Raw genomic sequence first — 21,439 nt, 5'->3', positions numbered from 1 at the left:
AAGTCACGGACCCCGCCGGCGAGCGGGATGAGCGGTCGGGCGCTGGCGCCGACCGGTCTGGCGGGGTTTGTTTCGAGATCCGATACTTCTTGAAACAACTGTGACGAGGAGCAGAGACATGGCGAAGGCAAAGGCGATCACCACCCGGTCGCGCTGGATGTTCCACCTGCTGGCCCTGGCCGGCCTCGTGCTGGCCCTGGGCCAGGCGCTGCCCGCCCGCGCCTTCCAGAACCCGACCGAGCGCGAGTTCAACGAGGCCGTCCAGCAGTTCAAGGCCGGCCGCCGCGCGGAAGCCTTCGGCCGCTTCATCGCCCTCGCCAATCGCGGCGACGTCGACTCGGCGCGCATCGCCCTGCACCTGCACACCTACGGTTCGATGCTGTACGGCGCCCAGTGGGAAGCCGGCCGCGACGACATCGATTACTGGAACACCCTGGTGCGCAACAGCCCGACCGCCGGCCGCGGCCAGCCGGAATACGCGCCTTTCGTGGCGCAGCCCGTCAAGACCGCCAAGGCCAAGCCGGCGCCGGCGCCGGCGCCGAAGCTGCGCACCGTCGCCTCGAACTGAAGACAAGAAGGAAGTCGTTGGAAGAAGGAAAGCCCCGCCTCGGCGGGGCTTTTTCTTGGACCAAGGTCCACTGGCCCGGGGCCCCGCGCGCGCCAAGAATGACGCTCCGTCCACCGGAGGTCCCATGTTGCGCACCCTCATAGCTTCCCTCACTCTCATGCTGCTGGCCGCCTGTGCGGCGACCACCCAGAACGCGCCCGGCGGCGAGGCCGAGGTGCGTTACGGCCGCATCAGCACGATCGAGAACGTCATGCTCGACGCCGACAAGAAGCTCGGCATCGGCGCGGTGGTGGGCGCCGTTGCGGGCGGCCTGCTGGGCAACCAGATCGGCGGCGGCACCGGCAAGACCGTCGCCACGGTGGCGGGCGCCGTCGCGGGCGGCTACGCCGGCAGCGCGGTGCAGAGCAAGACCGAGAAGAAGGCCGGCCAGCAGGTCACGGTGCGGCTGGACAACGGCGCGACCGTCGGCATCACCCAGCCCGCCGATCCCGGCCTCAAGGTCGGCGACCGCGTGCGCATCGACGGCTCCGGCGAGGACGCGCGCGTGGTGCGCTTCTGAGGCGCGGCCGGCGCTTAGGGAATTCACTCCAGGCCGCACGCGGTTTCAGTGAAACCCATTACAGGAATGGCCGCGGCGCCGGCGGAGAATGCGCGCCATGCCGTCCCTCGCCCAGTCCGACCAGCCCGTGATGCTCCGCTACCGCTGCCCTGACCAGGGCGTGGACCACGTGCGCCGGCTGCTGGCGGCGCTGGGGCCCGCCGGCGTCTGCTTCGAGGAGCAGCCGGCCGCCTGGTGGTTGCGCCTGTTCGACAAGCGCGCGACCTTCAACATCCGCTGCCCGGCCTTCTTCGTCGACCAGCTGCACCAGCAACTGGCGAACCGCACGCAGGCGTAGACCGCCCCGGCGGCGCGCGGGCATCGGGGCCGACCCCCATGCGCCGCACGCACGTTCCTTGCTAGCATGCCTCGCTTCATCCAACGAGGAATCCTTCCCATGCTGTTTTCTCCCACTCGCATCGCCGCGGCCTGCGGGCTGCTGCTGTCCTTCGGTGCGCTGGCGCAGGTGCCGCCCACGCTGGACAAGGTCAAGGCCCAGGGCGTGATCACGGTGGCGCACCGCGAGTCGTCGATCCCCTTCTCCTACCTCGGCGCCGAGGGCAAGCCGGTCGGGTTCGGCTGGGAGATCTGCCAGCGCATCGTCGACAACGTGAAGAAGGCCACCGGCCGCGCCGACCTGAAGGTCGAGACGCTGCCCGTCACCTCGCAGAACCGCATCCCGCTGGTGCAGAACGGCACCGTCGACATCGAGTGCGGCTCCACCACTAACAACTCCGACCGCGCCAAGCAGGTGGCTTTCGCGATCAACTACTTCTACACCGGCACGCGCTTCCTGGTGAAGGCCGATTCCGGCATCAAGTCGCTGGCGGAACTGAAGGGCAAGCGCGTCGTGACGACCGCGGGCACCACCAACTTCCAGGTGCTGCGCGCGGCCAACCAGAAGCAGGAGCTGGGCTTCGACCTCTCCACCGCCAAGGACCACTCCGAATCCGCGCTGCTGGTCGAAGGCGGCCGCGCCGACGCCTTCGGCATGGACGACATCCTGCTGTACGGCCTGCGCGCCGCCGCCGCCAGGCCCGAATCGCTGGCCGTCGTCGGCGAGCCGCTGCAAGTGGAGCCCTACGCCATCATGTTCCGCAAGGACGATCCTGCCTTCAAGAAGCTCGTCGACGACACGATCGCCGGCATGATGAAGAGCGGCGAGTTCGAGACGCTGTACAAGAAGTGGTTCCAGTCGGCGATCCCGCCCAAGGGCATCAACCTGAATGCGCCCATGAGCAAGGAACTGCAGGACAACCTGAAGGCGATGTCGGACAAGCCGGCGCTCTGAGCGCCGCGGCTCAGGGCTGCAGCCGGATCGCCGCTTCCAGGATGGGCCGCGCCCAGGCTGGAACCGCGGCGAGCGCGCGGTGCGACCCGGCATCGGGGAAGACCAGGCGGCCGTCCTCGAGCTCCAGCACCAGGGCGGGATCGGGGACATCCTGGCCCGCCTCCACCGTCTCGCTGTTGTCGAACACCTGCAGGCGCGCGAGCACGGGCAGCAGTTGCACGAGATTGGCGCGCGAGGTGTGCCAGCGCTCGCGGATCTTGTCTTCGGCAATGGGGTGGCCTTGGTGGGCCACCCGCTGCGCGACACGCGCCACGTGCAGCTCGGGGGACGCCAGGCCGCAGTACAGCATCAGCACGTCGTGCGTCTTCGCGGCCTCGGCCAGCAGGCGCGTGATGGTCTTGCCCCCCAGCGTCGTTTCGAAGGCGTGGTTGCTGCCGCCGGTGACCGCGCGCTCCAGCAGCGACTTGCCGTGGTTCCAGGACAGCGCGTTCGCCTCGACCTGCTCCATCCCCAGCTCGCGCACGAGTTCCGCGGCGTAGCTGTCGGGGTTGTAGAAAGCGAGACCCGCGTCGTGCAGCAGCGCGCTGAGCACCGAACTCTTGCCGGCGCCGTTGACGCCGGCCAGCACCAGGAGGAAGGGCCGCACCTCAGAAAGCGGGGCCTGCCTTCGGCCGGCTGGACGCCAGCTTGCCCTTGCGCTTGAAGACGGCGGCGGCCTTGCTGCCCGCCTTGGCCGCCTGCAGGCTCGCCAGGCGCTCGTCGAACTGGGCGGAGAGCTGGTCCAGCACCGAGCGCTCGCGTTCCCTCAGGGCCGCGGCGCCGGCCGCCAGTTGCCGGTAGGCCTCTGCGTCCACCAGCACCACTTCCACCGAAGAATGGTTGGTGATGGCGACGCTGCCGGCAGCGCGCACCTCGCGCACCACTTCGCGCCACTTGTTCTTCACGTCGGAAGCGGTCTGGCGCGGCAGGTCTTCCAGCGCGGGCATTTCAGCGAACATGCAAGCCTCCTGAGTGCGACCATTTTGCCATATTCAGGAAATTCTGGCATTTTTCCAGGATGGCTTCAGGTGAAGCGCGCGATCTGCTCGATGTCTTCCGGAAACAGCTGGCCCGTTTCGGCCATGACGACGCGGCCGTCGCGTCCGCGCACCCAGAGCATCGGGACCTTGCGCACTTGGGGCAGCACGCGCGCCGTGTCGGAAGCGACCCAGGCGCTGGGGAATGTGTAGCCCTTGCGCCGGCGGTACTCGCGCGCCGGCTCGACCGTCTTGTCGATGGCGATCCCCAGGACGGTCAAGCCGCGGTCGCGCTGCGACTGCCACAGCTTCTCGATGCTCGGCGACATCTCCGCGCAGAAGGGACACCAGCTCGCCCACCAGTAGACGACGGTGACCAGGCCCTCCGCCTGGGATGCGCGGAACTGGCCGCCCTCGATCAAGGGCAGGTCGGGCAGGGCGAGCTTGCTGCCGACCGCCGGAGCGGCAGCGGCGCGCCAGGCCCAAGGCAAGCTTGCCGCGGCGGCGATCCAGTTCCTGCGTGTGGTGCCCATGGGCGGATTGTGCCGCCTGTCCAGCACGATGCAGTCACGCCGGCGGCTGGCGAGGTAAACGCCTTCAAGGGATCAGCAGTTTACTGTACGCTTCCACAGTGACAGCCGAAGAGCAAGACCCCATGGACCTTCCAGCCCCTCATTCCCCGCACCGGCCCACGATTGCGCAGGGTTGAGTGCCCGTGCTGCTTTACGTGTACCGCCTGCGCTATCGCGGCGAGCGGCAGGACCGTGCCGCCATGGGGCGCGAGGGAATCCCGGGCGACCTGCGGCTGGAGGCCTTCGAAGCCGGCTGGCGCGGCCGGCGGCAGTCCATGGCTTACCTGTTCAAGCCCGGCACCCGCGACGAGCTGCTGCCGCGCCTGGAAGGCGCCAGGATCGTTCGCGTGCGCGAGGCTTTGCTGATTGCCGGCACCGAGCAGATCCCGCGCGGTCGCAAGAGCGTCGAGCGTTATCGCCAGGCGTGGGTGTGCGCGGTGCAGGAGATCGCGCTGCACCGCTGGCCGGAGTTGAGGATGCGTGAGAGCCCGCAGCCCGCCACGGGGTTCGATCCCGCGGATGACGACTGCGCGTTGTAGCGGCGAGCGCGAAAGCGTGCCTGGTTCCTAACTGCTTCCGACGATGCCGGGCACGGCATCGCGCATGGCGGCGACAAATCGCAGCAGCCGCGACGGATAGTGCGGGGCATGGGGGTAGGTGATCCAGGTCGGCAGCGGCGCCGGCTGCCAGTCGGGCGCCAGCTGCACGAGGTCGCCGCGTGCAATGTCGTCGGCAACCAGCCAGGCCGAGGCCGCGCAGGCGCCCAGGCCGCGCAGCGCCGCCGCACGCAAGGCGTACAGGCTGTCGGTGCTGACCCGGGGGCGTAGCGCCAGCTTGCGGCTCTCCCTCGTCCGCACGTGGGTCAGTGCAAGCTCGGTGCGGTAATAGGTGCGCAAGGCCAGCCACGGCAGCGCCGCCAGCTTTTCGGGCTCGTCGGGTACGAGGCCTCCCGTGAGGAGCGACGGCGATGCCACCACGGTGCGCCGGACTTCCGCCAGGCGCACCGCCACCACGGAAGGGTCGGTCGGCTCACCGACCTGGATCGCGCAGTCGATGCCCTTCGAAAGCGCATCGGCGACATCGTCCATGAGCAGCCACTCGACGCTGGTTTTCGGATGCGCATGCAGGAAGTCCGCCAGCGGCGCGACGAACTTGTCCTGGCCGAAGGCATGCGGCACCGCCACCCGCAACAGGCCCTCGGGTTCGGCGCCCGCGCCACCCATGTCCACCTCGAACGCGGCCCAGTCGGCCAGGAGGGTGCGAGCCCGGTCGTAGCAACGTTCGCCATCGGTGGTGAGCCGCATCGCATGGGTCGAGCGCTGCAGCAGCTGCACGCCGAGCGCATCTTCGAGGGCGCGCAATCGCCGGCTGATGGTGGGCTGCGTGGCGCCGAGCAGGGGTGCTGCCGCGGACAGGCTGCCTGCTTCGACGATGCGGACGAAGGTCTCCAGCAAGAGGATGCGATCGCCGGCGGCGCCAGCAGGAATGGCGATGGTCATGCGCCAAGCGTATATCGGTTTTGCCGCCTGCGCACCTTCCGCCCTCGAAGGCGCACGCGCATAGTCACGCCTCTCCGTCGATTTCAAGGGTTTTCACTGATGACTGACATTTGCTTGCCGCATGACCGCGCTGCGAGTGCCCGGACCGCCACCCCCAGTCGGGCGCTGATGTTGCTCCTGGCCGCCGGGGCCGGATTCTCGGTGGCTTCGATCTATTACGCCCAGCCTCTTCTCGGCGTGATCGGGGCGGAATTGGAGGCACCGGCCTGGCTCACGGGCTGGATCCCGACGGCCACCCAACTTGGCTATGCCGCCGGACTCGTGCTGCTCGGGAGCCTGGCGGACCGCTTCGACCGCCGCCGCGTGATCCTGGCAAAAGCCGGCGCACTGGTGATCGCACTGCTGCTCGCAGCGCTCGCGCCTTCGGTGCACGCCCTGCTGGCAGCCAGTGTCCTGATTGGCATCACCGCAACCGTGGCCCAGGACTTCGTTCCGGCCGCCGCTGCCCTGGCGCCCACGGCCAGCCGCGGCCGCATGGTGGGTACCGTGATGACGGGGCTGCTGCTGGGCATCCTGCTGTCGCGGGTGGTCAGCGGCTTGGTGGCCGAGCAGTACGGCTGGCGGAGCATGTTCGTCCTGGCCGCAGGGAGCGTTGCCATCGTGGCCGTCGTGACTGCGCGATCGCTGCCTTCGTTCCCGGCAGGCTCCGTCCTCGGCTACGGCGCGCTGCTGCGATCGCTTGGAAGCCTCTTGCGGCAGTACGCGCCGCTGCGGAGGGCGGCACTCGCGCAAGCCCTCCTTGCCGTGGGTTTCAGCGCCTTCTGGTCCACCCTCGCCGTGATGCTGCATGCCGCGCCCTTCCACCTGGGCAGCGCAGCGGCCGGAGCCTTCGGCCTCGCGGGCGCAGCTGGCGCCCTGGCAGCGCCCTTCGCGGGACGCATCGCCGATCGCAAGGGACCGTTGTATGTCGTGCGCATCGCAGCGGCCCTCGCCGCCGCAGCCTTCGCCGCCATGGGTGCGGGCAATGCATTGCCGCCGTTCGGCCAGCTCGCGCTGCTGGCCGTGGGCACCGTTGTCTTCGACCTCGGCGTCCAGGGCGCGCTGATCGCCCACCAGACGATCGTCTATGGGCTCGATGGCGCTGCGCGCAGTCGCCTCAACGTGGTGTTGATGACGTCGATGTTCCTGGGGATGGCGGCGGGCTCCGGCCTGGGCAGCCTGCTGCTGGCCTATGGCGGTTGGAGCGCGGTCATGGCACTCGCCGCCGCGGCTGCGGCTGGTGCGCTCGCGGTGCAGGCGCGCCGCTAAGACGCGGGACGCCAGTCGGCTGGGTACGGGATGGGGGTTGGCGGAGCAGGTGTCCGCCTCCGCCGAACTTCAGCCGGTTTCATCCAGCGTCACCGAGCACGCCGATGGCGAATTTCCCATTGGGAAAACGATGTATAGGCCATTCAAGCGAAGTCATCGCGTATCATCTGACCTCAACTGTTTTGTTGGGTTGTTTGAGGGGTTTGAATGCCGAAGGTCGCACGTGAACTGTCAGCGCTGGAAGTCGGCCGCTTGAAGGCGCCAGGGCTTCACCCGGTCGGCGGGGTGCCGGGGCTCGCGCTGCAAGTCACGCCGACGCACGCGCGGTCTTGGATTCTCCGAGCCACTGTGGGCACGAAACGCCGAGACATGGGGCTCGGCCAGTTCCCCGGGGTGACGCTCGCGCAAGCTCGCGAGAAGGCCCGTAACGCGCGCGAACAGATCGACCAGGGCACAGACCCCATCCTCCAGCGCCAGCAGGCGCAAAGCCTTCTGCGGGCGCAACAGGCCGCTTCCGTCACGTTCGAACAGGCCGCACGCTCCTACATCGACGCGAAATCGGCCGAGTGGAAGAACGCGAAGCACGCCGCGCAGTGGAGCGCGACCCTTGAAACCTACGCCTTCCCCGTGATTGGCAAGATGCACGTGTCCGACATCCAGCAAGCCCACGTCCTGACCGTGCTGGAGCCGATCTGGAGCAGCAAGACGGAGACGGCAACGCGCGTGCGCGGCCGCGTCGAACTCGTCCTCGACTGGGCCAAAGTGAGGGGCTACCGCACCGGCGAGAACCCGGCACGCTGGAGGGGCCATCTGGACAAGCTGCTGGCAGCGCCGAAGAAGATCACGAAGGTGGAGCACCACCCCGCCGTTCCGGTCAAGAAGGCGGCCGATTTCTATGAAGCATTGCGCGAGCGCTCTGGCACCGGCGCACGGGCGTTGGAGTTCGCGCTGCTGACGGCTGCACGCTCGGGAGAAGTCCGCGGTGCGACATGGGCGGAGATAGACCTCGACGCGAAGCTCTGGATCGTCCCTGCCGAACGCATGAAGGGCAAGAAGGAACACCGCGTGCCGCTATCCGCTGCAGCCATGAAGCTGCTGCAGGGGCTATCCCGGATGGAGGGTTCTGATCTGCTCTTCCCCGCCGCACGTGGCGGCCAACTGAGCGACATGAGCCTCACCGCCGTCATGCGGCGCATGGGGCTCGACTCAGTGCCCCACGGCCTGCGCAGCACGTTCCGAGACTGGGTCGCCGAATGCACCAACTACCCGCGCGAACTCGCCGAGCGAGCGCTCGCGCACACGCTCACCAACTCGGTAGAAGCCGCCTATCACCGTTCGGACGTGCTGGAGAAGCGCCGCGCCCTGATGCAGGACTGGGCTAAGTTCGTGGCGACGCCCTATGCGGTAAGTGGGACCGTGGTCCGCTTACCTTCGCGCAAGCGCGCGTAATACGCAGTCGCAATAACGCCAGTCGCGTGCACCTGTGCGGCGAATTAGCCAAAAGGAACTACTGACGCGCTCCCTACAATGAGTTGTGCCATGAACAATCAGCACACCTCAACGCCCGCCGGGAGCAGTCAACGGCTAGTGATTCGCCGCACCGAGCTCCCCGCCCTTCTGGGCCTTTCCCTACCCACGATCGACCGCCTCCGCGCACAGGGTCGCTTTCCCGTTCCGCGCCGCCTTGGGCAGCAGGCCATCGGCTTCTTGCTCGCCGACATCGAGGAGTGGCTTGCCACTCGTCCCACGGTGGCGCACTGAGGACCGAAACATGGAGTTCACCGAAGGCCATGCCGAGACCCCCGTCCGCTACTCAGTTGAGGCCGTCGCGCGCTTCGTCGAGTGGGTCGCGCAGTATCACCCCGATGGCGAGCGGTGGGCGGACCTTGCAGCGATAGTTCGAACGCATCCCGACAGGTTCATCTACGCCTCGCCCTCTGCGCGCATTGTGGACTTGGCATCAGCGGCTGGCGATGCTTCGCGCTGACGCAGGGCGCGCGCGCGAGCCACGAGCAGTTCACCATCTCGCGAGCTTTCCGCTCGCCAGCATCTCCGAACTGATCGCCGAGAAGCGCGGTAGCCCCGAACTGCCCACCCTGCGTGCGCGGGTGGCCGCGTTGCCACAGGCCAGCACAGCGACCCTCGTCGCGCGCTTGGAAACAACCGCGGACCCCCTCATGCTGTGGGCCTTGCATCTTGAACTGGATCGCCGGGACCTGCCTCCGGCTCTCCGATGGCCCGCAAACGACACGGACGAACAGACTCTCTACGTCACCTGGAGCGCCGACCTCTATTGGTTCTGTCGCCGCCACCCGGAGCACAGGACGCGGTTCAGGGGCTGGCAAGGGCTTTTCAAGCAGCCCCCGGCTTCGCACGGGTGGCATGCGACGGCGCGCCGGAACTTCGTCTACGTGCAGCCCCGCTACTCGCTGGCGCACTGGTGCAGCAAGGGCTTGGCGCTAGAGGATGCCGACCGTGCAACGCTGATGACAATGCCGACAAATCAGATGCGCGCCGACCGGCGGGCGCTAGAGCGCCGCAAGTTCGTTGAACTGGAGCGTCAGCTGCTGGACGCCGCTTCTCAGAAGCCAGACAAGGCACAGAGGCACCCAGCGCATGAAGTGGCGGCGCGGCGTGCGGCTATGTTGCGCACCTTCGTGCTTTCAGGTCGTAGCTACGCAAAGGGTTCGCACCACTGGAGCATGCTGGCCGGTGAGCAGGTCACACGACAGGGGTTCACGAAGCAGGTGCGGGCCGCGCAGGAGGCGCTCCGACTCGCAGCGCTCCCTCCGTGAGTCAGTCATTGGTGACTGTTCTTTGCTGCCTGCTCTTCCCTCCGGGAAGAGCATGTCCGGCGCAACGGCATTGGAGCCAGTGCCGACGCGGCCTGAAGGGGTTGCAGCCAGTTCGTCACGAAGGGGTTGCACCTGTTCGCATGAACCGCAACCCCTGACCTTGCACCCCCTATAAGAAATCGAGGGCAGCGAAGCCCTTGGTGAGAAGTTTTTTCCCCCAATTCCGAGAGATGTATGCACACCCCTGAATCGAAGCGTAACGCCAACCTGCGGGACCTCGGCCTCGAGTTCGACCAGTTCGACGCCTTCGCGGATCTGCCCGTCATCGACCTCGACCTTCCCGTTGCCGATCTCGACCTCCCATTCGAAGACCTTGTGGTGCCAGAACCCGTGGCCGAGGTAAGCGATGCAGCTAAGGCACCGGCGGCGGCACCCAGCACCAGCACCAGCACCAGCGCCAGCGCCAGCGCCAGCAGCGGCAAGTCTGTCCGCATCAGTATCCGCGTGCCGCGCGGGATGCTGGAAGACTTCAAGGCGCGCGCAACGGGCAGCGAGGGCTACCAGACCCTCATGGTGCGCGCACTGCGCCAGTGGCTTGTATGTGCTTCCCGGACCGGGGCGGGCGCATAGCCGCGCACCCCAGCGACCGCGATGCAAGGCAGAGCTCTTCTGCCTCCGAACACCTCACACCTTCAATTTGAACGTGGAGCTTGCGTGCTGCGAAAGCACATCGTAAACGTAGGCGGTAGTCACGCCGAAATGTGCGGCTGCATCGGGCAGGGGAATCTTGTTCTTCTTCTGGGGGTTGGACTGCTCGTGCGTCACTATGGTATAGCCATGCGTCTTTGCAACAGCGATAAGGAATGGATCGGCCTCCTTGACGCCTGCAAATTCAGCTTTCGCCGCCGGTAGATAGTGAGTCGAAGTTGCGGCCCAGGTCATGAGATCCGCATAGACTTTCATCACGGCCTTGTCAGACGTGTCGTTGACGAAAAACGCTGCCGGGAGTTTTTGCACCCACGCCTTGCACTCGTCACCGTCTTTCCCACTATTCAACTCTGCTTGCACCTTCTTCACGGAGAAGAACAAGTGCTTGTCATGGCCAGCCTCAACCCAATCCCAAAAGCCACCACAGAACCCAAACCGATAGTGCAGATTCTTGGCCTGGATGAATACGTTCGAGTCGAAGAGGTATTTAGGCATCGGCAAAGTCTTCCTCGGGACCGCCGCTGGCGCGTCGTCGATACAGTTCCATAACGGTATCTGGCGAAGAATTTAACAGCCGGGCCGCTTCCTTTAAGAGCGTTTCACCCGCTACCGCGCTGTTCAGCACTGCGGAAGTAAAGCGCCTGCTGCTCCTGATCGGAATCGTCGCATATGGATTTCCACCGGACTGTTTCTTTGTCGGCACCGAAGCGCTGGCGACTTCGTCGTAGCGGGCTTGGCTGATGAAACCGAAATCAAGTGCTCGTCGCGCGACCACTAAGCGACTGACTTTAAAGTGCCGTGCCAGCGCCGGGATAGCTTCGGCGGCATCAAGGTTCACCCAATAGCGCTTGAACTCTTTCTCCGGCGTAAGGACCTCCGCCGCGACCTGATTGCAAAACGCCTCTGTTCCTTTCGGCTTCTGAATCGTGGAAGCGGACGAATCAGAAACGCCACTGACACCTAGCCAAATGTGGGCAGCTTCGTGCAGCAGCGTGAATATCCAGGCCGCCGGCGAGTCACGTCCGTTCACAAACACGACTGGCACTTCCGCGTCGGCGATAGCGAACCCGCGAAACTCGGTGACCGGCAGTGGCTTGTGGGGGTTCCCCTTCGCCACGCCACTGCGGAAGACCAGAACGCCCAAATCCTCGAGGCGCCGCGAAATGAGCCCGAACAACGCTCCATGATCGGTTACCTTCTCCCGATCGATCTCGTGCAATTTCAGTGTTCGATCGATGTCTTGAGCAACTGCTATAGGCGTCACCACCTTTTCACTAAACCGGCCAACAAACTCGGGGCCGGATATCTCGTCTACCTTGAGGCGCTGACGGAACCATGCGACCTTGGCGTCGATGTCGTCGAGGAGTTCGAAGAACGCAGTGCCGAGTGGCTCCGCGTTCGGAGTCTGACGTAGGTCAGGGATCTCCCTGCGCTGCAGTTCCGGCGGCTCGCTGAGAAAAAGAAAGCCGAACGGAATGCCGGTTTTTTTAGCCAGCGCTACTGCTTGGGTCGTCGTCAACTCGCCCTTAAGAAAGCGCTGGGCGCGCGACGGCGCTGCAAGATCTTTTGCGAGCCCATCAACGGTCGTCCCCAGCCTGTCGGCAGCCCATTCAAGGACCGGGCGGGAAATGCTGAGGGAGGACATGCGTGCATCTTACGGTCGCGTGGGGGACCGTCACGAGGGGAAACCGCACACAAAAGCAGCCGGACTAAGCGGACATGCCATTGTGGGGCTCTTTGTGGGGTAGAACAGCTAGAGGGCCCGGGAGGCCGCGTGAAATCTAGCTATGTGGCGGAGCAGGTGGGATTCGAACCCACGGTACGGTATAACCGTACACCGGATTTCGAGTCCGGCGCATTCGACCACTCTGCCACCGCTCCTGATTCGGTTCGCGTGGTGCGAAGGCCGCTATTGTAGCCGAGGCTCCCTGGCCCTGCCATGCCGCAGCCCCAAGGCAGCAATTTTCCACGCCGGCCGCGACTACTACGGCCACCCTTAGCCAGCCGCCTACGCCGGCGCAGCAGGGCCGTTCCCAAGATGGTTCCATGGTCTTCGGAAGGAACCGCACCCCGCACCCCCGGCCGCCCGGCGCGCCGCGCACGGAGCCCGGCTGGAGCGCGGACGACTGGCTGCAGCCGCCGCCCAGCCCGGACGTGCACGAAGGCGGCGAGTCGCTCTGGGACGCTTTCAACGAAGAGTCGCGGCGGATGGACCTGGCCTTCGCCGACACCCAGCCTTCGGCCGTCGTGCCGCTGGCGACGAGTGCGCCCGGCGCCCCCGCGCAGCAGCCCCACGCCGGTGACCGCTGGAGCGTCGACGACGTGATCGCGTTCGCCCGCCGCCACAACCGCGTCTCCCCGCGGACTATGCTGTGGTCGGCGCTCTACGTCCTGCTGGAAGGCGACCACTACGCGGATCTGCGTCCTCCGCCGACCCAGGACGGCTGGGCAACCATGTCGAACCTGCAGCGCCGCCTGCACTTCCGCGAGCACATCGAATGGGCCGCGCGGCACGGCAAGCTCGAAGCGATGGCGAAGTACCTCGCGTCGCTCGCGGAACCCGACTGGGTTCACATGGGCGAGAGCTAGGCTTTCAGAACCGCCAGGCCGCCCATGTAGGGCCGCAGCACCTCGGGCACCGTCACGCTGCCATCGGCGTTCTGGTAGTTCTCGAGCAACGCGACGAGCGTCCGGCCCACCGCGAGGCCCGAGCCGTTGAGCGTGTGCACCAGCTCGTTCTTGCCCTGCGCGGTCTTGTAGCGCGCCTGCAGCCGGCGCGCCTGGAAGGCCTCGCAGTTGCTCACGGAGCTGATCTCGCGGTAGGTGTCCTGCGCCGGCAGCCAGACTTCGAGGTCGTAGGTCTTGGTCGAGCCGAAGCCCATGTCGCCCGTGCACAGCAGCACCACGCGATACGGCAGGCCCAGCTTCTGCAGGATCGCTTCGGCGTGACCCGTCATTTCTTCCAGCGCTTCGTAGCTGCGCTCGGGATGCACGATCTGCACCATCTCGACCTTCTCGAACTGGTGCTGGCGGATCATGCCGCGCGTGTCGCGGCCGGCGCTGCCCGCCTCCGAGCGGAAGCAGCCCGTGTGCGCCGTGAGCTTCAGCGGCAGCTGCGCTTCCGGCACCACCTCGTCGCGCATGAAGTTGGTGAGCGTCACCTCGCTGGTCGGGATCAGGTACAGCGCCTGCTGGTCCTCGGCGCCCAGTCCTTCCTGGCCGCCCTTGCTGACGGCAAACAGGTCGGCCTCGAATTTCGGCAGCTGGCCGGTACCGCGCAGCGTCGCCTCGTTGACGATCACCGGCGTGATGCACTCGGTGTAGCCGTGCTGTTCGACCTGCGTGTCGAGCATGAACTGCGCGAGCGCGCGATGCAGGCGGGCGATCTGGCCCTTCATCACCGTGAAGCGCGCGCCACTGAGCTTCACGCCCAGCGCGAAGTCCAGACCGAAGGGTTCGCCGAGGTCGACGTGGTCCTTGATCGCGAAGTCGAACTTGCGCGGGGTGCCCCACTTGCGCACTTCGACGTTGCCGCTTTCGTCGGCGCCCACGGGCACGCTGTCGTGCGGCAGGTTGGGCACGGCCAGCAGCAGCGCCTGCATCTCCGGCTGGATCTGCTCCAGGCGCGCGGCCGACTGCTCCAGCTCGCCCTTGAGTTGCGCCACTTCGGCCATCACGGCGTCGGCGGACTCGCCCTTGGACTTGAGCTGGCCGATCTGCTTGCTGAGCGCGTTGCGCTTCGCCTGCAGCTCTTCGGTGCGGGTCTGGATGGTCTTGCGCTCGGCTTCCAGGCTCTGGAAGGCCGCCACGTCCAGGAAGGCCTGGGGCGACTTGCGCTTTTCCAGGCGGGCTACCACGCCGGGCAGGTCTTTGCGTAACTGGTTGATGTCGAGCATGGGGATGATTTTATTCGGCGGGCTGCGTACCATGAGCGCCCACCCTTGAGAGGACTCCCATGGCCATGCAGCTCGATTGCTACCTCAGCTTCGCCGGCAACTGCGAAGAAGCCCTGAATTTCTACGCGAGGTGCCTGGACGGCAAGGTCGCCAACATCATGCGCTTCGAAGGCTCGCCGATGGACAACAAGGATTTGCCCGCCAACTGGAAGCAGAAGGTGATGCACGCCACCGTGGAGGCCGACGGCGCACAGATCATGGGCAGCGACCTGCCGCCCAACTACCCGCATGGCGGCTTCAGCGGCTTCACCGTCTCGGTCTGGATGAAGGACGGCGTCGATCGCGCCCGCAAGGTGTTCGAGGCGCTCGCCGCCGGCGGCCAGGTGACGATGCCTTTCGCGCCGCCGTTCTGGGGCGGCCACTTCGGCATGCTGAAGGACAAGTTCGGCGTGCCGTGGATGGTCAGCTGCGAATGAGTTCTCAGGCGAGCGTCGCCGGGTCCACGTTGGCGCCGCAGATGACGAGGCAGACGTTCTCGTCCTTCGCGGGCTGGTAGGCGCCGGTGCGCAGCGCGGCCAGGCCCAGCGCCGCGGCCGGCTCCACCGCCAGCTTGAAGTCCTTCCACAAGGCCTGCTGCGCCGCCAGGATCGCCGCATCGGGCAGCAGCAGCGCCTGCGGCACGTGCTGCTGCGTGACCTCCCACGCGATCGCGCCGATGCGCTTGGCGCCCAGCGAATCCGCCGCGATGCCGCTCACGTCCACGTCGACCGGCGCGCCGTTCTCGCGCGCGCGATAGAGCGTGGGGGCCAGCTCGGGCTCCAGCGCCACCACGCGGCTGCGCTGCTCGAACCAGGCCGCGATGCCGGCGATCAGCCCGCCGCCGCCCACGCTCACCAGCACGCTGTCGGGCGCGCGGCCCGCGCGATGCTCGATCTCCTGGGCCACGGTGCCGGCGCCCGCCACCACCTCGGGCTGGTCATAGGCGTGCGTCAGCAGCGCCCCGGTTTCCTTCTGCCGCTGCAGGCAGGCCTCCAGCGCTTCCGCATAGACGGAGCCCGTGACCACCACCTTCGCGCCCAGCTCGCGCAGCTTGGACTGCTTGGCCGGGCTGCAGACGGTGGGCACGAAGACTTCGCAGCGCACGTGCAGCGCGCGCGCCGCGGCGGCCGTCGCGATGCCCGCATTGCCCCCCGACGCGACGATCACGCCGCTGAAGGGGATCGGATGCGCCAGCAGCCGGTTGTACATGCCGCGCGCCTTGAAGCTGCCGCTGGACTGCAGGTGCTCCAGCTTCAGCCAGACTTCGCGGCAATCGATGCCGAGCGCCGCGCCGGGCAGCTGCCACAGCGGCGTGCGGCGGATGAAGCCATGGCCATCGCGCGCGAAACGCTGCGCCGCGGCGTCGATGGCGGTGGCCCAGTTCACAGCTTCAGGCCCTTGGGCAGCGGGAACTTCACCGTTTCCTGGATGCCGTCCATCTTGCGCACGGACACGGCGCCCAGCGCCTTCACGCGCGCCACCACGTCCTGCACCAGCACCTCGGGCGCGGACGCGCCGGCGGTGAGGCCCACGCGCTGCTTGCCTTCGAGCCATTCCGCCCGCAGCTCGGAGGGGTTGTCGACCATGTAGGCCGGCACCCCCAGCTTGCGCGAGAGCTCGGCCAGGCGGTTGCTGTTGCTGCTGGTGGGGCTGCCCACCACGATCAGCACGTCCACCACCTGCGTCATGAGCTTCACCGCGTCCTGCCGGTTCTGCGTGGCATAGCAGATGTCCTGCTGCTTGGGCTGGCGGATCGTCGGGAAGCGGCGCTTGACCGCCGCGGTAATCTCGGCGGCGTCGTCGGTCGACAAGGTGGTCTGCGTGACCACCGCGAGCTTCTCCGTCTGCGCCGGATGCACGTTCGCCACGTCGGCCACGTCTTCCACCAGGTGGATGCCGTGATCGAGCTGGCCCATCGTGCCTTCGACCTCGGGATGTCCCTTGTGGCCGATCATGATGAACTCGTAGCCCTCTTTCGCCAGCTTCGCCACCTCGACGTGCACCTTGGTCACCAGAGGACAGGTGGCGTCGAACACGTGGAAGCCGCGCGCGTCGGCCTCGCGCTGCACGGCCTTGCTCACGCCGTGGGCGGAGAACACCAGCGTGGCACCGGGCGGCACGTCGGCGAGGTCCTCGATGAAGATCGCGCCCTTCGACTTGAGGTCGTCGACGACGAAGGTGTTGTGCACGATCTCGTGCCGCACGTAGATCGGCCGGCCGAATTTCGCCAGGGCGCGCTCGACGATTTCGATGGCCCGGTCGACGCCGGCACAGAAACCGCGCGGCTCGGCCAGCAGGATCTCTTCGGGCCCCATCAGAGCACCCCGATCAGTTGCACTTCGAAGGTCACGGGCTGGCCCGCCAGGGGATGGTTGAAGTCGAACAGCACCGCATCGGGCTTGCCGTCGCCGTCCTTGTCCGCGCCGAGCTCGCGCACGGCCCCGGCGTACTGGCCCAGGCCGTCCGGGGTGGGAAATTGCACCACGTCGCCCACGAAATAAGTCTCATCGGGATCGCCCATTTGCACCAGCAATTTGCGTGCGACCCATTGCACCATCTCGGGATTGCGTTCGCCGAACGCCTCGCCCGCCGGAATCTCGAATTGCGCCCGCGCCCCCTCCTGGAGTCCCAGCAGCCGCTGTTCGACCGCGGGCGAGAGCTCGCCGGTCCCCAGCGTGAGGGTGGCCGGCTTGTCGGCAAAGGTATTGATGATGTCGCCGCCCGGACCGGCCAGCCGGTAGTGCAGCGTGAGGAAGGAGCCCGGGTGGACCCGGGGCGCGGAGGAAGGCATGGAGATTCCGTTCAACTGGCCCCCATTGTAAAAAGGACGGGCGGCAAGCACCCGATGGCCCTGAAAGACCTGCCCGCCGACACCCGGCCGCGCGAAAAGCTGCTGGCGCGCGGCCCCGCTGCCCTCAGCGACACCGAGCTGCTGGCCCTGCTGCTGCGCACCGGCACCGCGGGCCGCGGCGTCTTCCAGATGGCGGGCGAGGTGCTGGCGCGCTTCGACGGCCTGGCTGGCCTGCTGCATGCGAGTGGCGCCGAACTCAAGACCATCAAGGGCCTCGGGGGCACGGCCAAACGTGCCGAGCTGCTGGCGGTGCTGGAGCTGGCGCGGCGCGCCGTCGCCGAGCAGCTGAAGGCGCGTGAAGTCTTCGGCTCGCCCGACGCCGTGAAAAATTACCTGCAGCTGCATTTGGCGCGCAAGCCGCACGAGGTGTTTGCCGCCCTCTTCCTGGACGCGCAGAACAAGCTCATCGCGCTGGAAGAACTCTTCCGCGGCACCCTGACTCAGACCAGCGTGTACCCGCGCGAAGTCGTGCTCAAGGCCTTGCAGCATCACGCGGCCGCGGTGGTCCTCGCGCACAATCACCCCAGTGGCACGGTGCAGCCTTCACGTGCCGACGAGGCGCTGACGCAGACCCTGAAGGCCGCGCTGGCGCTGGTGGACGTGAGGGTGCTGGACCACGTGATCGTGGCGCCGGGGCACGCCTTGTCGATGGCGGAAAAAGGATTGCTTTGAAGGCGAAGTCTTTGCAGGACCTGGAGGCGATGCGCAGGCATCTGGCCGAACAGGAGCGCCTGGCGCAGGAAAGGGCCGCGGCGGCGGCCCTGAAGCAGAAGCGGCTCGATGCCGAGCGCAACCTGTTCCAGCGCGCCGCAGGCGCAGTGCAGCGCCTGCCCTCGCACGGCAAGGTGCATCACGTCCCGGAACCGCCGGCGCCGATCCCGGTGCAGCGCCAGCTCGACGACCAGCGCGTGCTGAAGGAAGCGATCAGCGACCACTTCGATGCGTCGACGCTGCTGGAAGTGGACGAAGCCCTGAGCTTTCGCCGCCCGGGCATCGGCATCGACGTGGCGCGCAAGCTGCGGCGCGGCCACTGGAGCATCCAGCGCGAAATCGACCTGCATGGGTTTCGCACGGAGGACGCGCGCGAGGCGCTGGCGACCTTCCTGCGCGATGCCGTGAAGCTGGGCCTGCGCTGCGTGCGCGTGGTCCACGGCAAGGGCCTCGGCTCACCGGGCAAGACGCCGGTGCTGAAAGGCAAGGTGCACGGCTGGCTGGTGCAGAAGGACGAGGTGCTGGCCTTCGTGCAGGCGCGGGGGGACGAGGGCGGCGCCGGGGCGCTGATCGTCCTCTTGAAGCCGTCGCCGGCTTAACCCGGCGCGTTGCGCATCCAGTCCGCGGTCTGGAAGAAGGACGTCTTCAGGCGCTCGCGCAGGACCGGATCGACCCCCACGTCTCCCATCGCTTCGTCCATGCAAGCGAGCCACTGGTCGCGCTCGAGGATGCCGATCTTGAAGGGCATGTGCCGCATGCGCAGGCGCGGATGGCCGAAGCGGTCGGTGTAGTGCTGGGGTCCGCCCAGCCAGCCGCAGAGGAACCAGAACAGGTTCTGGCGTGCGCGCTCCAGCTCGGTGCCATGCGCAGCGCGCAAGGCGGCGTACCTGGGCTCCAGGTCCATCAGGTCGTAGAAGCGGTCGACCAGCGCCTGCACCTTCTCTTCGCCGCCGATCCATGCGAAAGGGGTTTCGTGCGGCGGCTTGTCTTCGATCTCCATCCGCCTATTGTCGGGCAGACCTCATTCAGCCGCCCTGCGAAGGGTCTCCACCACCGGGCGGCTCAGCACTTCGCGCAGGCCCCACCAGCCCGCCGCGAGTGCAAGCACTGCGCCCGCAGCCGCGCCAGCTAGCGGCACCAGCGGCGACGCCGTCCAGGTGAAATCGAAGGCGTACTTCGCCAAGCCCCAGCCCACGACGGAAGCCACGCTCGCCGCCAGGAAGCCCGCCAGCAGCCCCACGCCCGCGAGCTCCGCCCGCTGCACCTGCCGCAGCAAGCTGCCGCGCGCGCCGACGGCGCGCATGATCGCGAACTCGCGCGCCCGCTCCTCGCGGGTCGCCGTCACCGCGGCGAACAGCACGATCAGGCCGGCGGCCAGCGTGAAGCCGAACAGGAATTCCACCGCGCGGATCACCTTGTCCAGCACGCCTTGCACCTGGTTCAGGGTCGCCGTCATGTCGACGTCCGTCACGTTGGGGAAGGTCCGCACCAGTTCGTTGTCGAAGCCCTTCTTCGCCGGCGCGCGGAAGGCGCCCATGTAGGTGATGGGCATGTCGGGCAGCGCGCTCACCGGATACATCACGAAGAAGTTCGCGCGCATCGAGCTCCAGTCGACCTTGCGCAGCGAAGTGATCTTCGCCTCGCTCTGCATGCCGCCGACGTCGAAGCGCAGCACGTCGCCGAGCTTGAGCCCCAGCGTGGTGGCCAGGCCCTCTTCCACGCTGACCGCGCCGGCTTCTTCCGGCTGCCAGCGCCCCGCCACCAGCTGGTTGTGGGCGGGTTGCTGCGCGGCGAAGGAGAGGTTGAACTCGCGGTCCACCAACCGCTTGGCGCGGTCCTCGGCGAAGTCGTCGGGGCTGACGCTGCGGCTGTTCACGCCCACCAGGCGGCCGCGGAACATCGGGTACCAGTCGTAGCGCTGCACGCCGGCGTCGCGCAGCATCTTCAGGAAGGGTTCGTTCTGCTCGGGCAGGACGTTGATCACGAAGCGGTTCGGCGCATCGGCCGGCGTCGCCTGCCGCCAGCTGGCGATGAGGTCGGTGCGCAGCAGCACCAGCAACACCAGCGCCAGCAGGCCCACGGCGAGCGCGCTGGTCTGCACCACGGTGTAGGCGGGCCGCGCGCCGATCTGGCGCGTGGCCAGCACCAGCCAGCGCGGCGCGGTCGCCTCGTTCACCACGCGACGCAGCAGTTTCACCGCCAGCCAGCTGAGGCCCGCGAACACCAGCACGGCGCCGCCGAAGCCGCCGACCGCGATCAGTCCCAGCTTCAGGTCGCTGCTCGCCGCCAGCAGCAGGGCGACGAAGCCCGCCACGCCGATCCCCAGCACCAGCAGCGAGGCCGGCTTGAGGTTGCCGACGTCGCGCCGGATCACGCGCAGCGGCGGCACCTGCGCCAGCTGCAGCACCGGCGGCAGCCCGAAGGCAAACAGCAGCGTGAGCCCCATGCCCATGCCGAACAGCACCGGCCAGATGCCGGGGCCGGGCAGCGAGGTCTCGACCAGGCCGCCCAGCATCGCGACGAAGACGAAGTGCACCGCGTAACCCACCAGCACGCCCACCAGGCTCGCCGCCAGGCCCACCAGCGCGAACTCGAAGGCGTAGCTCCAGGCAATGGTGCGCTGGCTCTGGCCCAGCACGCGCAGCATCGCGCAGTCGTCCAGGTGGCGGCCGGCGAAGCCGCGCGCGGCCAGCGCCACGGCCACCGCGCTCAGCAAGGCCGCCAGCAGCGCGACCAGGTTGAGGAATTTCTCGGCGCGGTCCAGCGTCTGCTTCATCTCGGGCCGGCCGCTTTCCATCGACTCGATGCGCACACCGCGCACTTCGGCCTTCTTCGCTTCCGCATCGGCGAAGGCGGTGAACTGCGCGACCTGCGCATCCGGTCCCGCCACGGCGAAGCGGTAGCCGACGCGGCTGGCCGGCTGCACCAGGCGCGTGGCGGCGAGATCCGCTTCGTTGATCATCACGCGCGGCGCGAAGTTGAGGAAGCCGGTGCCGCGATCGGGCTCCGAGGTGATCACGCGTGCGATGCGAAGCTGCGCATCGCCCAGCAGCAGGGGATCGCCCACCTTCAGGGCCAGCGCCTCCAGCAACGCCGGGTCGGCCCACGCTTCGCCGCGCGCCGGCACGTCGCGGGTCGTGCTGCCTGCCTTGTCGAGCGCATCGGCCACCTGCAGGCTGCCGCGCAAGGGATAGCCCGCCGGCACGGCCTTCAGGGCCACCAGCCGGCTGGCGCCGCCCTGCGCATCGGGTGCGCGGCCCATCGAAGGAAACACCAGCGTGGTCGCGCTCTGCAGGCCCAGGGCGCGGGCCCGCTCGACGAAGGCAGCCGGCGTGGGCGCGTCGCTCACGACCACGGCATCGCCGCCCAGCAGCTGGCGGGCATCGCGCGCCAGGCCGCCCTTCAAGCGGTCGGCAAAGAAGCCGACGGCGGTGAGCGCTGCCACGGCCAGGGTCACCGCCACGATCAGCAGGCGCAGTTCGCCCGCCCGCAAATCGCGCCAGAGGGTGCGCCAGCCCAGGGACCAGGCAGAGTTGGGGATCATGGGCCGCGACCTTACCCGAAAAGTCTGAGCGCACCGTGAGCCC

At 67.5% G+C, this 21,439-nt stretch carries 27 protein-coding genes and 1 tRNA gene; 15 read left to right on the top strand and 13 right to left on the bottom strand.

Translation table 11 applies throughout. The features are described 5' to 3' along the window. Window positions 1-118: 118 nt before the first annotated feature. The 4 genes from LZ009_RS05115 to LZ009_RS05100 all read left to right on the top strand — a co-directional run bounded on the left by LZ009_RS05115 (window position 119) and on the right by LZ009_RS05100 (window position 2,457). Entirely contained in the window at window positions 119-568 is a 450-nt protein-coding gene (locus LZ009_RS05115) for a hypothetical protein (protein WP_275696786.1), read from the top strand. A 124-nt stretch (window positions 569-692) separates the two neighbouring features. Beyond that, window positions 693-1,127, top strand: coding sequence for an outer membrane lipoprotein (locus LZ009_RS05110; RefSeq protein WP_275696785.1), 435 nt, complete (start codon window positions 693-695; stop codon window positions 1,125-1,127). 97 nt (window positions 1,128-1,224) lie between these two features. After that, entirely contained in the window at window positions 1,225-1,464 is a 240-nt protein-coding gene (locus tag LZ009_RS05105; protein WP_275696784.1) for a hypothetical protein, read from the top strand. 99 nt (window positions 1,465-1,563) lie between these two features. Next, window positions 1,564-2,457, top strand: coding sequence for an amino acid ABC transporter substrate-binding protein (locus LZ009_RS05100; protein WP_275696783.1), 894 nt, complete (start codon window positions 1,564-1,566; stop codon window positions 2,455-2,457). A 10-nt stretch (window positions 2,458-2,467) separates the two neighbouring features. Here LZ009_RS05100 and LZ009_RS05095 read toward each other — a convergent pair whose 3' ends face one another. The 3 genes from LZ009_RS05095 to LZ009_RS05085 all read right to left on the bottom strand — a co-directional run bounded on the left by LZ009_RS05095 (window position 2,468) and on the right by LZ009_RS05085 (window position 4,006). Continuing rightward, entirely contained in the window at window positions 2,468-3,103 is a 636-nt protein-coding gene (locus LZ009_RS05095; RefSeq protein ID WP_275696782.1) for an ATPase, read from the bottom strand. 1 nt (window position 3,104) lies between these two features. Further along, window positions 3,105-3,455: a type II toxin-antitoxin system prevent-host-death family antitoxin gene (locus LZ009_RS05090; protein ID WP_275696781.1), complete on the bottom strand. Its 351-nt coding sequence runs from the start codon at window positions 3,453-3,455 to the stop codon at window positions 3,105-3,107. 65 nt (window positions 3,456-3,520) lie between these two features. Next, window positions 3,521-4,006, bottom strand: coding sequence for a peroxiredoxin family protein (locus tag LZ009_RS05085; protein WP_275696780.1), 486 nt, complete (start codon window positions 4,004-4,006; stop codon window positions 3,521-3,523). Between the two features lie 176 nt (window positions 4,007-4,182). Here LZ009_RS05085 and LZ009_RS05080 point away from each other — a divergent pair, with 176 nt between their 5' ends. Next, complete coding sequence (locus tag LZ009_RS05080; RefSeq protein WP_275696779.1) at window positions 4,183-4,584, top strand: hypothetical protein; 402 nt, start codon at window positions 4,183-4,185, stop codon at window positions 4,582-4,584. Window positions 4,585-4,611: 27 nt separating this feature from the next. Here the strand turns inward: LZ009_RS05080 and LZ009_RS05075 are convergent, their stop codons facing one another. After that, entirely contained in the window at window positions 4,612-5,544 is a 933-nt protein-coding gene (locus LZ009_RS05075) for a LysR family transcriptional regulator (protein WP_275696778.1), read from the bottom strand. A 99-nt stretch (window positions 5,545-5,643) separates the two neighbouring features. Here LZ009_RS05075 and LZ009_RS05070 point away from each other — a divergent pair, with 99 nt between their 5' ends. From LZ009_RS05070 to LZ009_RS05045, 6 genes are all read left to right on the top strand, one after another. Beyond that, complete coding sequence (locus LZ009_RS05070; RefSeq protein WP_275696777.1) at window positions 5,644-6,852, top strand: MFS transporter; 1,209 nt, start codon at window positions 5,644-5,646, stop codon at window positions 6,850-6,852. 207 nt (window positions 6,853-7,059) lie between these two features. After that, a complete protein-coding gene (locus LZ009_RS05065) occupies window positions 7,060-8,301 on the top strand; it encodes a tyrosine-type recombinase/integrase (RefSeq protein ID WP_275696776.1) in 1,242 nt (413 codons plus the stop codon). Between the two features lie 90 nt (window positions 8,302-8,391). Continuing rightward, window positions 8,392-8,613 carry a helix-turn-helix transcriptional regulator gene (locus LZ009_RS05060; RefSeq protein WP_275696775.1) on the top strand — a complete coding sequence of 74 codons (222 nt, stop codon included), beginning with the start codon at window positions 8,392-8,394 and terminating at the stop codon, window positions 8,611-8,613. A gap of 10 nt (window positions 8,614-8,623) precedes the next feature. After that, window positions 8,624-8,839, top strand: a complete 216-nt coding sequence (locus LZ009_RS05055) for a hypothetical protein (RefSeq protein ID WP_275696774.1) — start codon at window positions 8,624-8,626, stop codon at window positions 8,837-8,839. After that, window positions 8,826-9,647 (top strand): hypothetical protein, encoded by an 822-nt coding sequence (locus LZ009_RS05050; protein WP_275696773.1) that lies wholly within the window; start codon window positions 8,826-8,828, stop codon window positions 9,645-9,647. The genes LZ009_RS05055 and LZ009_RS05050 overlap by 14 nt, the downstream gene beginning before the upstream one ends. A 234-nt stretch (window positions 9,648-9,881) precedes the next feature. Continuing rightward, window positions 9,882-10,277 (top strand): BrnA antitoxin family protein, encoded by a 396-nt coding sequence (locus LZ009_RS05045; protein WP_275696772.1) that lies wholly within the window; start codon window positions 9,882-9,884, stop codon window positions 10,275-10,277. A gap of 54 nt (window positions 10,278-10,331) precedes the next feature. On the opposite strand, the gene LZ009_RS05040 is transcribed toward LZ009_RS05045, so the two are convergent. From LZ009_RS05040 to LZ009_RS05030, 3 genes are all read right to left on the bottom strand, one after another. Then, window positions 10,332-10,850 (bottom strand): DUF4411 family protein, encoded by a 519-nt coding sequence (locus tag LZ009_RS05040; protein ID WP_275696771.1) that lies wholly within the window; start codon window positions 10,848-10,850, stop codon window positions 10,332-10,334. Continuing rightward, complete coding sequence (locus LZ009_RS05035) at window positions 10,843-12,000, bottom strand: ImmA/IrrE family metallo-endopeptidase (RefSeq protein ID WP_275696770.1); 1,158 nt, start codon at window positions 11,998-12,000, stop codon at window positions 10,843-10,845. The genes LZ009_RS05040 and LZ009_RS05035 overlap by 8 nt, the downstream gene beginning before the upstream one ends. A 145-nt stretch (window positions 12,001-12,145) precedes the next feature. Beyond that, a tRNA-Ser gene (locus LZ009_RS05030) sits at window positions 12,146-12,236 on the bottom strand. Between the two features lie 165 nt (window positions 12,237-12,401). On the opposite strand from LZ009_RS05030, the gene LZ009_RS05025 reads away from it, so the two are divergent. After that, window positions 12,402-12,944: a hypothetical protein gene (locus LZ009_RS05025; protein ID WP_275696769.1), complete on the top strand. Its 543-nt coding sequence runs from the start codon at window positions 12,402-12,404 to the stop codon at window positions 12,942-12,944. On the opposite strand, the gene serS is transcribed toward LZ009_RS05025, so the two are convergent. After that, entirely contained in the window at window positions 12,941-14,251 is a 1,311-nt protein-coding gene (gene serS, locus LZ009_RS05020) for a serine--tRNA ligase (RefSeq protein ID WP_275696768.1), read from the bottom strand. The genes LZ009_RS05025 and serS overlap by 4 nt on opposite strands. 59 nt (window positions 14,252-14,310) lie before the next feature. Between serS and LZ009_RS05015 the strand changes: the two genes are divergently transcribed. Further along, the gene (locus tag LZ009_RS05015; protein WP_275696767.1) at window positions 14,311-14,727 is read left to right on the top strand and encodes a VOC family protein; all 417 of its coding nucleotides are present in this window, start codon (window positions 14,311-14,313) and stop codon (window positions 14,725-14,727) included. Between the two features lie 4 nt (window positions 14,728-14,731). Here LZ009_RS05015 and LZ009_RS05010 read toward each other — a convergent pair whose 3' ends face one another. The 3 genes from LZ009_RS05010 to LZ009_RS05000 are packed head-to-tail and all read right to left on the bottom strand — an operon-like array spanning window position 14,732 to window position 17,081. Then, entirely contained in the window at window positions 14,732-15,676 is a 945-nt protein-coding gene (locus tag LZ009_RS05010) for a threonine/serine dehydratase (RefSeq protein WP_275696766.1), read from the bottom strand. Beyond that, the gene (gene ispH / locus LZ009_RS05005; protein WP_275697118.1) at window positions 15,673-16,608 is read right to left on the bottom strand and encodes a 4-hydroxy-3-methylbut-2-enyl diphosphate reductase; all 936 of its coding nucleotides are present in this window, start codon (window positions 16,606-16,608) and stop codon (window positions 15,673-15,675) included. The genes LZ009_RS05010 and ispH overlap by 4 nt, the downstream gene beginning before the upstream one ends. Next, window positions 16,605-17,081, bottom strand: coding sequence for an FKBP-type peptidyl-prolyl cis-trans isomerase (locus LZ009_RS05000; RefSeq protein WP_275696765.1), 477 nt, complete (start codon window positions 17,079-17,081; stop codon window positions 16,605-16,607). Before LZ009_RS05000 ends, ispH begins: the two co-directional genes overlap by 4 nt. A 54-nt stretch (window positions 17,082-17,135) precedes the next feature. Here LZ009_RS05000 and radC point away from each other — a divergent pair, with 54 nt between their 5' ends. After that, complete coding sequence (gene radC, locus LZ009_RS04995; RefSeq protein WP_275696764.1) at window positions 17,136-17,813, top strand: RadC family protein; 678 nt, start codon at window positions 17,136-17,138, stop codon at window positions 17,811-17,813. Between the two features lie 29 nt (window positions 17,814-17,842). Further along, entirely contained in the window at window positions 17,843-18,451 is a 609-nt protein-coding gene (locus LZ009_RS04990; RefSeq protein ID WP_283254118.1) for a Smr/MutS family protein, read from the top strand. On the opposite strand, the gene LZ009_RS04985 is transcribed toward LZ009_RS04990, so the two are convergent. Further along, window positions 18,448-18,852 (bottom strand): group II truncated hemoglobin, encoded by a 405-nt coding sequence (locus LZ009_RS04985; RefSeq protein WP_275696763.1) that lies wholly within the window; start codon window positions 18,850-18,852, stop codon window positions 18,448-18,450. The genes LZ009_RS04990 and LZ009_RS04985 overlap by 4 nt on opposite strands. 21 nt (window positions 18,853-18,873) lie before the next feature. Continuing rightward, complete coding sequence (locus tag LZ009_RS04980; protein ID WP_275696762.1) at window positions 18,874-21,396, bottom strand: ABC transporter permease; 2,523 nt, start codon at window positions 21,394-21,396, stop codon at window positions 18,874-18,876. Window positions 21,397-21,439 lie beyond the last annotated feature (43 nt).

The organism is Ramlibacter paludis, assembly GCF_022012305.1.
Taxonomy (GTDB): domain Bacteria; phylum Pseudomonadota; class Gammaproteobacteria; order Burkholderiales; family Burkholderiaceae_C; genus Ramlibacter; species Ramlibacter paludis.
This window is presented reverse-complemented; position numbering and strand designations above follow the sequence as displayed.

What these genes read in the sequence shown, in the direction of transcription:
- LZ009_RS05115 (WP_275696786.1), top strand. Translation starts at nt 119, where the DNA reads ATGGCGAAGGCAAAGGCGATCACCACCCGGTCGCGCTGGATGTTCCAC.
- LZ009_RS05110 (WP_275696785.1), top strand. Translation starts at nt 693, where the DNA reads ATGTTGCGCACCCTCATAGCTTCCCTCACTCTCATGCTGCTGGCCGCC.
- LZ009_RS05105 (WP_275696784.1), top strand. Translation starts at nt 1,225, where the DNA reads ATGCCGTCCCTCGCCCAGTCCGACCAGCCCGTGATGCTCCGCTACCGC.
- LZ009_RS05100 (WP_275696783.1), top strand. Translation starts at nt 1,564, where the DNA reads ATGCTGTTTTCTCCCACTCGCATCGCCGCGGCCTGCGGGCTGCTGCTG.
- LZ009_RS05090 (WP_275696781.1), bottom strand. Translation starts at nt 3,455, where the DNA reads ATGTTCGCTGAAATGCCCGCGCTGGAAGACCTGCCGCGCCAGACCGCT.
- LZ009_RS05085 (WP_275696780.1), bottom strand. Translation starts at nt 4,006, where the DNA reads ATGGGCACCACACGCAGGAACTGGATCGCCGCCGCGGCAAGCTTGCCT.
- LZ009_RS05075 (WP_275696778.1), bottom strand. Translation starts at nt 5,544, where the DNA reads ATGACCATCGCCATTCCTGCTGGCGCCGCCGGCGATCGCATCCTCTTG.
- LZ009_RS05070 (WP_275696777.1), top strand. Translation starts at nt 5,644, where the DNA reads ATGACTGACATTTGCTTGCCGCATGACCGCGCTGCGAGTGCCCGGACC.
- LZ009_RS05065 (WP_275696776.1), top strand. Translation starts at nt 7,060, where the DNA reads ATGCCGAAGGTCGCACGTGAACTGTCAGCGCTGGAAGTCGGCCGCTTG.
- LZ009_RS05060 (WP_275696775.1), top strand. Translation starts at nt 8,392, where the DNA reads ATGAACAATCAGCACACCTCAACGCCCGCCGGGAGCAGTCAACGGCTA.
- LZ009_RS05055 (WP_275696774.1), top strand. Translation starts at nt 8,624, where the DNA reads ATGGAGTTCACCGAAGGCCATGCCGAGACCCCCGTCCGCTACTCAGTT.
- LZ009_RS05050 (WP_275696773.1), top strand. Translation starts at nt 8,826, where the DNA reads ATGCTTCGCGCTGACGCAGGGCGCGCGCGCGAGCCACGAGCAGTTCAC.
- LZ009_RS05045 (WP_275696772.1), top strand. Translation starts at nt 9,882, where the DNA reads ATGCACACCCCTGAATCGAAGCGTAACGCCAACCTGCGGGACCTCGGC.
- LZ009_RS05040 (WP_275696771.1), bottom strand. Translation starts at nt 10,850, where the DNA reads ATGCCTAAATACCTCTTCGACTCGAACGTATTCATCCAGGCCAAGAAT.
- LZ009_RS05035 (WP_275696770.1), bottom strand. Translation starts at nt 12,000, where the DNA reads ATGTCCTCCCTCAGCATTTCCCGCCCGGTCCTTGAATGGGCTGCCGAC.
- LZ009_RS05025 (WP_275696769.1), top strand. Translation starts at nt 12,402, where the DNA reads ATGGTCTTCGGAAGGAACCGCACCCCGCACCCCCGGCCGCCCGGCGCG.
- serS (WP_275696768.1), bottom strand. Translation starts at nt 14,251, where the DNA reads ATGCTCGACATCAACCAGTTACGCAAAGACCTGCCCGGCGTGGTAGCC.
- LZ009_RS05015 (WP_275696767.1), top strand. Translation starts at nt 14,311, where the DNA reads ATGGCCATGCAGCTCGATTGCTACCTCAGCTTCGCCGGCAACTGCGAA.
- LZ009_RS05000 (WP_275696765.1), bottom strand. Translation starts at nt 17,081, where the DNA reads ATGCCTTCCTCCGCGCCCCGGGTCCACCCGGGCTCCTTCCTCACGCTG.
- radC (WP_275696764.1), top strand. Translation starts at nt 17,136, where the DNA reads ATGGCCCTGAAAGACCTGCCCGCCGACACCCGGCCGCGCGAAAAGCTG.
- LZ009_RS04990 (WP_283254118.1), top strand. Translation starts at nt 17,843, where the DNA reads ATGCGCAGGCATCTGGCCGAACAGGAGCGCCTGGCGCAGGAAAGGGCC.
- LZ009_RS04985 (WP_275696763.1), bottom strand. Translation starts at nt 18,852, where the DNA reads ATGGAGATCGAAGACAAGCCGCCGCACGAAACCCCTTTCGCATGGATC.
- LZ009_RS04980 (WP_275696762.1), bottom strand. Translation starts at nt 21,396, where the DNA reads ATGATCCCCAACTCTGCCTGGTCCCTGGGCTGGCGCACCCTCTGGCGC.